This window comes from Vibrio sp. 1751 (assembly GCF_033339895.1).
Taxonomy (GTDB): domain Bacteria; phylum Pseudomonadota; class Gammaproteobacteria; order Enterobacterales; family Vibrionaceae; genus Vibrio; species Vibrio alginolyticus.
In genome coordinates this window covers 17756-30438 of the sequence record NZ_JAWOVM010000021.1, presented here as the reverse complement: position 1 = coordinate 30438, position 12683 = coordinate 17756, and the positions used below count along the sequence as shown (strand labels likewise).

General features: G+C 46.1%; 11 protein-coding genes and 1 riboswitch. Of the genes, 3 read left to right on the top strand and 8 right to left on the bottom strand.

All coding sequences use genetic code 11. The annotated features are described in order from the left end of the window. Positions 1-15: 15 nt before the first annotated feature. The 3 genes from thiB to mpl all read right to left on the bottom strand — a co-directional run bounded on the left by thiB (position 16) and on the right by mpl (position 3257). Positions 16-1008 carry a thiamine ABC transporter substrate binding subunit gene (thiB, locus tag R7041_RS09650; protein WP_005379642.1) on the bottom strand — a complete coding sequence of 331 codons (993 nt, stop codon included), beginning with the start codon at positions 1006-1008 and terminating at the stop codon, positions 16-18. A 72-nt stretch (positions 1009-1080) separates the two neighbouring features. Beyond that, a riboswitch (TPP riboswitch) is annotated at positions 1081-1217 on the bottom strand. Positions 1218-1254: 37 nt separating this feature from the next. Continuing rightward, positions 1255-1893 (bottom strand): flavin prenyltransferase UbiX, encoded by a 639-nt coding sequence (locus R7041_RS09645; RefSeq protein ID WP_005379640.1) that lies wholly within the window; start codon positions 1891-1893, stop codon positions 1255-1257. 5 nt (positions 1894-1898) lie between these two features. After that, positions 1899-3257 carry a UDP-N-acetylmuramate:L-alanyl-gamma-D-glutamyl-meso-diaminopimelate ligase gene (gene mpl, locus R7041_RS09640; protein ID WP_033906021.1) on the bottom strand — a complete coding sequence of 453 codons (1359 nt, stop codon included), beginning with the start codon at positions 3255-3257 and terminating at the stop codon, positions 1899-1901. A gap of 312 nt (positions 3258-3569) precedes the next feature. Between mpl and fbp the strand changes: the two genes are divergently transcribed. Next, entirely contained in the window at positions 3570-4586 is a 1017-nt protein-coding gene (gene fbp, locus R7041_RS09635; protein WP_005383114.1) for a class 1 fructose-bisphosphatase, read from the top strand. Positions 4587-4713: 127 nt separating this feature from the next. Next, entirely contained in the window at positions 4714-5244 is a 531-nt protein-coding gene (ppa, locus tag R7041_RS09630; RefSeq protein ID WP_005379635.1) for an inorganic diphosphatase, read from the top strand. A gap of 73 nt (positions 5245-5317) precedes the next feature. Here ppa and R7041_RS09625 read toward each other — a convergent pair whose 3' ends face one another. The 4 genes from R7041_RS09625 to R7041_RS09610 are packed head-to-tail and all read right to left on the bottom strand — an operon-like array spanning position 5318 to position 11595. Continuing rightward, complete coding sequence (locus tag R7041_RS09625) at positions 5318-5680, bottom strand: DUF2799 domain-containing protein (protein ID WP_005379633.1); 363 nt, start codon at positions 5678-5680, stop codon at positions 5318-5320. Positions 5681-5729: 49 nt separating this feature from the next. Next, the gene (locus R7041_RS09620) at positions 5730-6077 is read right to left on the bottom strand and encodes a gamma-glutamylcyclotransferase (RefSeq protein ID WP_033906019.1); all 348 of its coding nucleotides are present in this window, start codon (positions 6075-6077) and stop codon (positions 5730-5732) included. A gap of 44 nt (positions 6078-6121) precedes the next feature. Next, positions 6122-9886 carry a translocation/assembly module TamB domain-containing protein gene (locus R7041_RS09615; protein ID WP_206949308.1) on the bottom strand — a complete coding sequence of 1255 codons (3765 nt, stop codon included), beginning with the start codon at positions 9884-9886 and terminating at the stop codon, positions 6122-6124. After that, on the bottom strand, positions 9883-11595 hold the full coding sequence (locus tag R7041_RS09610; RefSeq protein ID WP_005379622.1) for an autotransporter assembly complex protein TamA: 1713 nt from the start codon (positions 11593-11595) through the stop codon (positions 9883-9885). The genes R7041_RS09615 and R7041_RS09610 overlap by 4 nt, the downstream gene beginning before the upstream one ends. Positions 11596-11762: 167 nt before the next feature. Between R7041_RS09610 and msrA the strand changes: the two genes are divergently transcribed. Further along, positions 11763-12401, top strand: coding sequence for a peptide-methionine (S)-S-oxide reductase MsrA (gene msrA, locus R7041_RS09605; RefSeq protein WP_005379620.1), 639 nt, complete (start codon positions 11763-11765; stop codon positions 12399-12401). 70 nt (positions 12402-12471) lie between these two features. On the opposite strand, the gene R7041_RS09600 is transcribed toward msrA, so the two are convergent. Then, positions 12472-12672, bottom strand: coding sequence for a DUF1107 domain-containing protein (locus tag R7041_RS09600; protein ID WP_005379612.1), 201 nt, complete (start codon positions 12670-12672; stop codon positions 12472-12474). Positions 12673-12683 lie beyond the last annotated feature (11 nt).

Below are 12683 nucleotides of genomic sequence, written 5' to 3'. Positions count from 1 at the left end.
GGATGGAAACGTCAGCTAAAACGTCAATGCGCTTTGCCATTCGCGAATCCAAGACTTACGCATTTTTGCCACTTCATCAGCACTAAAGCTCAACGACTTGCTTGGAACACTCAAAGTTTCAAAACCTTTAGGTAACTCAACGTCAGTGACTGGGTACATCCAGTTACCCGTTGGCATCGCCGATTGGAACTCATCACTTAAAATGAAACTCATAAATTGATCAGCAAGTTCTGAATTTTTTGCCCCTTTCACTTTGGCGGCTACTTCAACTTGCATGTAGTGGCCTTCAGCAAAATTCGCCGTAGCAAACTTCGAATCGTTTTCCGCAATTAAGTGGTACGCAGGTGAAGTGGTGTAAGAAAGCACTAAATCGGACTCACCATTGAGGAACATAGAATACGCCTCAGACCAACCTTTCGTGACCGTTACGGTTTTGCTCGCTAGCTTCTGCCACGCTTGCGTCACATCGTCGCCATAAATAGATTTCATCCATAGCATTAAGCCTTGGCCCGGCGTTGAAGTCCGCGGATCTTGGTAAATCACTTTCAGATCGTCGCGCGTTTCCACCAGCTCTTTCATGCTTTTCGGCGGATTAGCCAGTTTCTCTTTGTTGTACACAAACGCGAAGTAGCCGTAATCGTACGGTACAAACGTCGTGTCACTCCAACCGTTTGGTAACACTGTGTTAGCCGTATCCACATTGTGCTCGGCAAGCAGATCGGTTTTCTTCGCTTCTGCCATCAGATTGTTATCCAAACCTAATACGATGTCCGCTTTGCTATTACCGCCTTCAAGACGAAGACGATTCAGAATCGACACACCATCGTCCAACGCTACGAAGTTAACGTCACAGCCACATTTTGCTTCAAAAGCTTGCTCGATTTTAGGACCCGGCCCCCAATCTGCGGCAAAAGAGTCGTAGGTATAGATGGTTAATGTGTTTTCAGCGGCAAACGCTGAAGTAGAGGTGATTGCAGCTAGGGCAATCAGATTTAGAGTGGGTTTCACTGCTCGCTCTCCATGAGTATTTCAGAGAAATAAGTTGAGCGGCACAGGGTTTGAGGCGGCTATTAAGGACTTCCAATATCCAGACTCAATTCCTACGCCAGCATTATCTGGTTCAGGTAATACGGGTCCCTAGTTAAACACTTAGGTCTCAGCGCCCCAATGCATTGATTGACTCAATGCTAAATGGGTTTGCTCCCCGATGAGTTGGATGGATTGTAAAGGTATTTGAGTGGTTACACAATCAGCTCACGAGCGCTGGTCATAACCCCAACGAGGCACCAAACCTTGCTCAATACCTAAGTGGTCAAGAATTCTCGCCACCATAAAATCCACTAAGTCTTCAATACTCTTTGGCTGATGATAGAAGCCTGGAGCTGCTGGCATGATGGTGACGCCCATTTGCGACAGTTTGTGCATGTTCTCCAGATGTAGCGTTGAAAATGGTGTTTCGCGAACCACGAGCAACAGCTGCCCGCGCTCTTTCATTACCACATCAGCGGCCCGCTCGATCAAGTTATCTGACATACCATGCGCAATCGCTGCAACGCTTCCCGCAGAACATGGGCAAACCACCATTTGCTTTGGTGCAGCAGAACCAGACGCAACCGGTGAGAACCAGTCATCTTTACCGCAAACGGTGATGTTATTTCGATTGCAGTTCAGGTGCTCTACCAATGCTTGCTGCGCCGCTTCTGGGCCACTTGGTAGCTTAAGATTATGCTCGGTTGCCATCACAACACGAGCCGCCGAAGAAATCAGAACGTAGACATGATAATCCGCCGCAACCAAGCATTCTAAAAGACGAAGGCCGTAGGGAGCACCAGAAGCACCCGTTAATGCCAACGTGATGGCTTTTTTATGAGAGGGTTGTGTTTTGTTTTGCATATCAATCAGGCTTTTTGTTTTAACTGCTCAAGAAGTTTTCCGTGAATACCACCAAAGCCACCGTTGCTCATGACTAGAATTTGGTCACCTGGTCGCGCACGTTCGACGATCTTGGCTACAAAGTTATCTATATCCGCATCGACAAACGCTGGCTGTGTGCATTGGTCGGCAATGTCTTGCACAGACCACTCGATATTATCTGGCTGGAACAAGAAGACTTCATCTGCACTGTGTAGTGACTCTGCAAGTGTGTTTTTGTGTACGCCACGCTTCATGGTGGCAGAACGCGGCTCTAACACAGCTAGGATGCGTTTTTCACCTACCTTGTTACGCAAACCACCGACAGTAAGTTCAATTGCCGTTGGGTGATGCGCAAAATCATCGTAAACCGTCACACCTTGTTCTTCACCTTTCAGCTCTAAACGGCGCTTGGTATTGATGAAACGCCCTAATGCTTGGCAAGCAAGATCCGGAGTGACTCCAACATGTCGTGCAGCAGCGATTGCCATCAGCGCATTATCCACATTGTGGTCACCCACCAAATTCCATTCGACGGTACCAACCTTCTCGCCTTGCAACGCAACGTCAAATTTTGAGCCATCAAGCACTAATTTGTGCGCTTGCCAGTCACCATTCTCACCAGAGAACTGTTTTTCAGTCCAGCAGCCACGCTCTAATACATCCGCTAACGCCTGATCTTTTCTCGGCGCTAAGATCAATCCATTGCCCGGTACAGTTCGCACTAAATGATGGAATTGGCGCTTGATCGCTTCTAGATCATCGAAGATATCAGCATGATCAAACTCAAGATTGTTCATGATTAAAGTGCGAGGATGGTAATGCACAAACTTAGAACGCTTATCGAAAAAAGCACTGTCATATTCGTCCGCTTCAACGACAAAAAACATACTTTCACCCAAACGAGCAGACACTCCGAAGTTACCGAGTACCCCACCGACTAAGAAACCCGGTTGATAACCACAATCTTCAAGTATCCAAGCAAGCATGCTCGACGTGGTCGTTTTCCCATGTGTACCCGATACCGCCAATACCCAACGATCATGCAGCAAAAACTCGTTGAGCCACTGCGGGCCAGAGGTGTAACGCATGTTAGTGTTGAGCACATGCTCGACACACGGGTTGCCACGGCTCATCGCGTTACCAATCACCACAAGATCTGGTTGGGGGTCGAGTTGAGACGGGTCAAAGCCTTCAATAATTTCAATACCTTGAGACTCAAGCAGTGTGCTCATTGGCGGATAAACGTTGGCATCAGAACCAGTGACTTTATGTCCTAATTGGCGCGCTAGAATCGCTGCGCCGCCCATAAATGTGCCACAGATACCCAAGATATGAATGTGCATAAACTAAACCTTGTAATGCGTTTTTTAATGCTTTCATTATCGCGATTACCGCCTGAAAAGCGAGTGACTTTAGCCTTCTTCTTGCAGTCCCTTTCACAAATATGACAAGGTTGAACACAGACTGTACAACCTCTTGCTTACTGATGAATCCCTCAAACAAGTCTACAAATAAATTGAGATCTCAAACAGTTACTTCATTACCATTAAAAAGATCTGCGACTTAAACTTACATCCAGCGCAATCGTTTAACATCCATAAAGAGATGCTCACTTGCGCACTACCCCCAATGAAATGAAAATGTAAGGATTAACCATGTCAGGACTGCGCACCCTAGGCGAGTTCATTGTCGAAAAACAAGCGGATTTCCCCCACGCTAGCGGTGATCTATCATCCCTTTTAGCCTCCATTCGTTTAGCTGCAAAAATCGTTAACCGCGAAATCAACGCAGCGGGTCTCGGTGATATCACTGGTGCTGTAGGCACGGAAAATGTCCAAGGTGAAGATCAGCAAAAGCTCGATGTTTACGCGAACGATAAGTTCAAAGCCGCGCTTGAAGCTCGTGATCAAGTGTGTGGCGTTGCCAGTGAAGAAGAAGACGAAGCAGTTGCGTTCAATAAAGAACTCAACCAAAACGCCAAATATGTAGTACTGATGGACCCACTTGATGGTTCTTCTAACATCGATGTGAACGTCTCTGTTGGTACTATCTTCTCGATTTACCGTCGTGTTTCTCCAATCGGTACTCCACCAACTGAAGAAGACTTCCTACAACCTGGTCACAAGCAAGTGGCTGCGGGCTACGTGATTTACGGCTCCTCCACCATGTTGGTATACACAACTGGTAACGGCGTAAACGGCTTTACTTACGACCCATCTATCGGCAGCTTCTGTCTTTCTCATGAAAACATGATGATTCCTGATGATGGTAAGATCTACTCCATCAACGAAGGTAATTACATTCGTTTCCCTCAAGGGGTGAAGAAGTACATCAAGTACTGCCAAGAAAACGTGCCAGAAGACGGTCGCCCATACACTTCTCGCTACATTGGCTCGCTGGTTGCTGATTTCCACCGCAACCTACTGAAAGGCGGTATCTACCTTTACCCAAGCACACAAAGCCACCCACAAGGCAAGCTACGCCTGCTTTACGAATGTAACCCTATGGCATTCCTCATTGAGCAAGCTGGCGGCATTGCATCGGACGGCGTGAATCGCATTATGGACATCAAGCCTACTGAGTTGCACCAGCGTGTACCTTTCTTTGTGGGTTCGAAGAACATGGTTCGCAAAGTTGAAGAGTTCCTTGAACTGCACCGCGACGAAGAATAATTTCAGACCTTTGTCCAACGCGGCAGGTGTTTACCTGCCGCGTTTTTGTCGCTAAAGTGAAACGCGAATTTATCATCAGATGAAGCCGCTTTTGTGTGACTCATCGTTAATGAAAAGGAATATTCTAATGAGCTTAAACCATGTACCAGCAGGCAAGTCGCTGCCTGAAGATATCTATGTCGTGATCGAAATTCCTGCAAATGCAGATCCAATCAAGTACGAAGTAGATAAAGACTCTGGTGCTGTATTTGTCGACCGTTTCATGTCTGCACCAATGTTCTACCCATGCAACTATGGCTACGTGAACAATACCCTGTCTCTTGATGGCGACCCAGTCGACGTATTGGTACCAACACCATACCCACTCATGCCAGGTTCAGTCATTCGCTGCCGTCCTGTTGGCGTTTTGAAGATGACAGATGAATCGGGTGAAGATGCAAAAGTGTTTGCGGTTCCCCACTCAAAAATCTCGAAAGAGTACGAGCACATCCAAGATGTGGACGATATCCCAGAACTACTGAAAGCGCAGATCACGCAATTCTTTGAGCGTTACAAAGAGCTTGAAGCAGGCAAATGGGTGAAAGTGGATGGTTGGGCAGATGTTGCTGCCGCCAAAGCTGAAATCCTAGAATCTTACGAGCGAGCTCAGAAAAAATAAGCATCACTGCTGATACAAAATTAAAAAGAGCTGCTCTAGGGCAGCTCTTTTGCTTTCATCTTACCTGTGTCAACTAGATAGGTGCGCCTGCTGAAGACATTCGTCCAGCGTCGTAGTCATGTTGAAAGAAGGGGTCAACATCATCACAAATGCCAAAATACGGCCGCCCGATAACACCGAGCATATAAGCACTTTGCTCGCAATACTCTTGCTTGCCTTGCTGGTAACCCGCTTGATAAGCCATTATCAGTTCTGCCGTCGCATGGTTAACATCATCCAGCTTCGCAATTCGCTCCTCAGATAACTCCCGTAATCCATCTAAAGCTGACTGCTTACCAAACACTTGCCAATCGGTCACATTATTCGAAGTCGGTAGTGTTGTTTGTGCGCATGCAGCAAGAAGCAACGCCATTGATCCAATTACGAATGTTTTCATCGTGACTCCTTAGTGTTTAGCTCGTTGCTATTGATAATGTCAGTATAGCTCACACCTTTTGACACCAATCTCCGGAAGCGATTTCTTCGGTTAATTGCTCAGTATCTTGATATAAGTAGATCCAAGCTTGGCCAAACGGCGTAACGATGCTCTCTCGGCGATATTCCACTGGCACATCTTCTAACCTATCTAGCTCGGATAAGGTTTCATCATCAATCAGATACACTTCACCTTGAATCGAGCGTTGCCCATCAGACAACGCTGGATAAGGGCCTAAGTCATACATTGCAAATTGAGCATCCGTTTCATGTAAACCAAGAAACTGCGCCGAGCGCAAATACTGATGGTTGTACTCTCCCTTGCGTAACGTGCCGTAGACAAAAATCAAATGCTGCATAACCACTCCTTAGTCATGACTGTGTATGCTTAGGTTAAAGCACTTTAATCGAACTCAAACTGATAGAGTAGGTCAACGGCGCTATCTACACCAGATACCGCTTCTAAATACAAGTCTTGCATCAATCGGTAACGCACAGTGAACTCACCTAGGGAGTTAAAGATGCCGACACCATATTTCACCTGCAAACCTGGCAGAATATAACCACTCACCGTCACTTGCGAGTCATCGCCCGACCCAGCAGTGTCCAGCTGTAAATCCTGTACGCCAAAGGCTTCACCGATTTCACCAACCACACGCCCACTCTTCGCCAAGCTTAAACCAATTAAGGTAGTCGTCATTGCATTACCACCAGCTTCACCATCAATATCTTGACCACGAAGTAGATAAGAAAGTGCATTGGCTTGGTTCATCGCGGGCTCTGAGAAAATTTCTATACTCGGATCAGATGCTGGGCCCGACACTTGTACCCCCGCAATGACATCATCTTGGGTATTGTCTGGATTACGAATCGCTTTGATAGACAAGTAAGGTTGATCTGGTGGACCATTCATCAGAATCTTACCTTCTTTAATCAATAAGTCCTGACCAAACGAACGATAAGAACCGTCGACAACATTCACTTCACCAACGATGAAAGGACCTTTGTCTTTTTGTGTCACGTTTAGGTTCCCTTTCAACCCACCTTTTAAACCAAAAGCGGCAAGTTGGAAGTCATCACCAATTTTAATGTTGATGTTCGTTTCCACATCAAACGGCATCGCAGCCACATCGTCCACTGGCTGCAAGTTTTTATCGAGAATAACGGTATCACTCGATACGCCTACCGCACTTGGTGGAAGCTCTTCGACGACAATTCTGCCCCATGGCAAATTAATATCACCCTCAATTTTCGCAAGCTGAGGAGTCACATCTATTGTCATGTCAGGCTCAACTTTGATTTTTACCATTGGAGGCAAATCAACATTGAGCTCTTTAGCAAATACACGCGCTTTAGTGCGCCAGTTCTGTAAGTCCTGCCAGTCGGCATCACCGGTAACGTTCAACTCACCATCCGGGGTTAAAATTCCAGCATCCAAGTCCGCTTGATGACCTTTAAAGTTGATGACGACCTGTCCTGAGTTTATATCTATCGGTGTGACTTCACCCTGTAGCTTCATTTGGTCAATCAAGAACTGACCGTTCACCTTCGGATGCATAACGTCACCTGATATCGCTAGGTCAGTATTCATGTTTGCTTTAAACAAGCTGTACTCACCAATCAACGGTGCCAAGAAGTCCAAGTGGAACGTAGAGAGTGAAACCTTACCATCAATAGTGGGCTTTTCAGACGAGACATTCAGTAAAGAAACCTTACCAGACAAGTCACCGTTATCTTTCACATCAAATAGCCACTCGGCATCAAGCTTGTCTTTCGCTAATGCCGCTTTAAAGTTGAAGCTTTCCCAACCGACTTTAATTGGCTGCTCAAGTGCTTGTTCAACTTGGCCTTTTGGCATATTGACACTTAAGGTTACTTCGGGCTTTTTCTCTGGTGCCCATTTAGCAAAAACCTGTGCATTAACCGAGCCTTGCAGCTTGGTTTCTGGCGGCAGGAATTGCTTGATTTGGTCAAAATCAAAATCATTGATGGCTAGCTTCGCCTGGCCACTCTTACCAACACTAATGTCTTCGGTTAGACATACGCTCGACTCCGCTTGCAACCAACAATGCGCTTGAACGTTCGCGATCTGTTTGTCGATATTGACCTTCACCGCGGTCGATTTTTGCAACGCCCACGGGCCTTGTTGCGAGCTCAGCGTCAAGCGGCGCAGCGCCCCATCCCAAATCATTTCTGGTTTCTGCTGGAATGTCCCTTCAATTTCTAAACTGGTCGACACCAGGTCAGACACTACATCGAGTGTCAGTTGATGCAGTTTTTCATCCCCAGAGACTTCAAGGTCAGCACTATCAACTTTTATGTCGTCATAGGTAATGTTGTTCGCAATTAGGCTTATGTTCGCTTTTGGTGCTGGCAGAGGCTTCACATCACCCTTTAAGGTGATCGTTTCTACGTTCGCCTGTTGCTGCCAGTTTATCTGATTTAAAGCGAGATCAAGATTGATGTCTGGTTCTTTCAAGCTACCACGTAGTGCGACTTTACCTTGCATTTTACCTGCAAGGTCCGGAACACTTTTTGCAAAATCAGGGAAGTTAACCTCAACATCCATCAGAATTTGCTTATCGATCTTACCCTTTGCACTCAGTTGGTTCGGGCCATGAGAAAGCGCTAAACCCTGAGTGGTAAGTTGGATGTCTTCGCCTTTGCCGTTCTTATCAGACGCTTCAAGTTGCCCTTCAACATTCAGCGGATACCCTCGCAAAATGCCGTCAATGTCTAACTTAGGCAAACTGACTTGCCAACCGCCTTGTTCTGTTAACGACCCCGAAGTCGAAAGATTACCGCTGATATCCCCTTCGGCTTCTTTCCACTGCAATCCTGGTTGAATGTTTTTCAGGTTTAAGTCAGCTTGCCAGTTGATTGGCGCGGCCCAATTGGCCATGACTTTCCCAGAGAGTTCGCCTCCCAGGGTTTTCACTACAAGGCTTTCGAGGTCAATTTGCTCTAACGTACCTTTGCCGTTTAGTGCGACATCAACGGCGGGAATATCTTTGCCTGACGCTTTGGTTTCTAATGCGACTTCGTAGCCATCAAGTGAGCCTTTTGCCGCCAAGCTTGGTACAGAAACCTGGTAATCGCTTTGTCCAAATAGCGGCCATTGCGCCTGTACATTTTTAATCGCGACATCAAACGGTAACTGCGTTTTAAGCGGTTGAATATCACCTTTGATCTCCGCTTGTACAAGCTCAGAAAGCGTAGCATTTAGTGACAAATCACCAACCGAACCCGAGACCGAAAGCGACAGTTTTTGTCCCTTCGCATCCGCTTGCTTCACTAACGCGTCCAGTTGCGCTTTGATAGGGTAATCAGAAGAAAGCGTCACTTGTGTGCTCAACTTGCCTTCCACTTCTGGCATGTCGAGCTCTAATGTTTTGACATCAACACGCTCACCGCCTGCTCTTGCAACCAAACCAAGATGATTGACGATCACTGGCGTTTCACCTGCCAGTTTGAAATTGTGAATATCAAGACGACGCGCTTCAACCGTCAGTGGAATCCATACTTCGGGTAACACAATATCTTGCGGCGTAACGTCAGTTTCTTTCGGCTCCTCGGCAGCCGCTTCAGGTTCAGCCTCACTTGGTGCTAAAGCCACATTAATGTCTTTCAACGCGGTAGGTGCGATCACCAAACGATCACCCTGCATCGACAAAGCTGTCGAGAATGTTTGCCAATCAATTTGATTGCCCAGCACATTGACATTGATGTCATTAAAGCTGACTTTATTAACAAAAATTGGCACTGGCGTACTGATAGAACGCAGTGGTGGTGTTTCCTCTTGCTCCTCGCTTGCTGGCGGTAGCTCTGGCATCTTAAAGTCAAGCCCCTGCAGTCTTAACTCATCGACACAGACCTTAGGGTCAAAGAAACAGCGGAAGTTCACTGCCAATGCTAAACGCTCGACTTTGGCGTCGATATTCAAAGACTCATCGAAAAAACTGACGTTATGCAGTTCGAAGCGAGGAAACAATGAACCCTGCACTTTTTCAATCTGCAATTGTGGTAGTGCTTTTTCGGCTCCCCACAAGGCAAATTTGAGGCCTGGGTGGGTAAATAAAACTGTCGCGACAATAATGATGAGCAACAGCAATAGACCAATCAAACTGAGCGACAGCCATTTGGTCCACTTAAACATCATTTTGATCATAGCTCAGGCCCCAATGAGAAGTGGATACGAAACTCTCGTTCTGGTTTTGCATCCAACCCCCATGCAAAATCAAAACTAACAGGGCCCACCGGAGACGCCCAGCGGATACCAACACCAGCACCTGATTTCCAATCTGGTGTTTCATTAAACGCATCACCAATATCGTAAAACGTTGCAGCCCACCAGTTTCCATAAACACGATATTGGTATTCTAATGTACTGCTAACAATGTATTTACCCCCCGTCAGGGCGCCACTCTCATCCACAGGTGAAATAGATTCATAGCCGTAACCACGAATATTATTGTCACCACCAGCGAAGAAACGCAGCGACGGTGATAGTTTTTCAAGTTCATCGGTAATATTCGCACCACCTTCTAAGCGGAACAAACCACGATGATTCTCTCCAATACCACGAATCCAAGAAGTCGAGCCAATTAAGCGGAGCACTCTAGTTTCAGAAAGCATAGCGGTATCACCATACTCAATAGTGATGCTTTGCTTGTCTCCCCACATTGGCATATTGCCCCCTCGAACCCTAGTCCGAGAAAATGTCGCACCTGGAAGTACGAAGTTGAATTCATCATCTTGTAAACCTTGCGTAAAGCTCTCGTACAAATGACGAACATAAACGGTATTATGCCAACCACCGTCTGCTAACCAATGACGCTCCACTGCAAGGTTAGACTCGATACTCTGCGTGTCACGGTTGTCTAGGTTTTTAAGCCCATATTGAACTTGATAATAATCGTTAGCGACATCTTCTAAAGGAATTTTGTAAGAAGCAGTCACGGTTTGCTCTGGCTTAGATAGGGATAAAGCGGTGTTGAAACTGTGTCCTCGGGAGCTCACCCAAGGTTTCTTCCACTTCAACGTTCCTCGAACGCCGACATCCGTTGAGTAACCAATACCCGTCTCGATCTGATTCTTCGAAGCAGGAGATAAAGACACTTTAATTGGCAAGTCTCGGCCATCATCAAGCCTATCCAATTCAGGCTCAACAAAAACTGAGGAAAACCACTCCGTATTTGATAGCTTCTGGTTAAACTCGCCCAGCTTCGAAACGTTGTATGGGTCCCCTTCTTTAAAAGGTTGTAGTGATGCGACACGGTCTTCCCAGATGTGGTTGCCAATAAAAGAAACGTCGCCAAAATTGAAACGTATTCCACTGCTGTAGTGCAAACGGACATTAGCTTCGTTCAGATCAGGGATAACCTCTAATCGACTTAGCGTAAACTCACCATTGAAGTAACCACGCTGAAGCGCCAAGTTACGAATGCCTGACTTAAGGGTGTCGTATTGGCCTTGATTCAAAACTTGGCCAACTTTGAGCGGAGAGCGCTCAATAAGTTTTGCAAACTCTTCATCGTCCTTGGCCTCTCCAGTGATGACCACATCCATGACTTTCACTTTCACTGGCAAGCCCGGCTTGATGAGCACAATTAACTCATCATTCGCTTCAGGAATAGAGTATGAAATTTTTGCATGATAATACCCAAGCGCGTTAAGCGCTTCAGTGATACTTTGATCTAATCTCGCTTGAAAACGCAGAGAAGTGGAGTAATCCTTCTCTGGAATAGATGATAGATACGCACTGACATTCTCTTCTAAAGCGCCATCAATGCCTTTCAAAGTCAAAGAAACATCGGCATAGGCACCATGAGAAAAGGCAAACAGGCCAACAATGGTGGGGAGAGCTTTTTTTATCATGCTTTTATGGCTGAATGAGGTTAAGTAAACGTAAATAATGATAACGCCAATTAGATTCTAAGTCTGTAATATTAATAGGTTTAACGCGATCTATGTCATCACAGCATCAGATACAGACGAAATGAAAAAGTTCGCAAATTTAAGACACGTATTGAAGGACAAATACCATGCTCAACAAACAAACATTGATCAGTATAGAAGATGCCTTGCCAGGTAGAGATCAACCAATGCAGATTGACGATCATCATTTTGTAAATAAATCTAACCTAAAGGCGCCTCTGGCGTCACACCAACAGCAGATTTTGCTCGGAATGGGCTGTTTTTGGGGCGCTGAGCGCGTATTTTGGCAACTCGACGGCGTTGTATCTACTTCGGTCGGTTACGCTGGGGGGTACACACCCAATCCCACCTATGAAGAGGTCTGTACAGGTAAAACGGGTCATACAGAAGTCGTACGAGTCGTTTTCGATGAACGCGTCATCTCATTAGAAAAGCTACTGGCTGTTTTTTGGGAAAAACACGACCCAACTCAGGGAATGCGTCAAGGTAACGACTTAGGTACTCAATATCGTTCAGCAATTTACACTTATTCGACGGAGCAGCTCGAGAGCGCAGAGAAATCGAAACTCTTGTATCAACAAGCACTGCAAGAAGAGCAACGCGCGAACATCACCACCGAAATACAACCAGCAGGTCCGTATTACTTTGCGGAAACCTACCACCAGCAATATTTGGCGAAAAACCCTGATGGTTACTGTGGCATCGGAGGAACGGGAGTTTGCTTCCCACCAAGCCTCCAAGGATAAACCTAACCAGCAACAAAAAGAGCGACCGATATGGTCGCTCTTTTCTAAATCTAAGTGGGTACCAAGCTAACTAAGCCGATAATGATGCTATCACTTGGTTGACTTCTTTAAAGATGGTGAGCCTTTTATGATCGTTGACGTCAGGTAGTAACACTTTGCCATTGTCGAACTGAAAACAGCCAACCCCAACAATAAAAAATTGACCTTTGAACAACGTTTTAACAAAACGGGCCACTTGTAATGGTCGATATACAGCAAACTCACGTAGCATAACTCACCTCA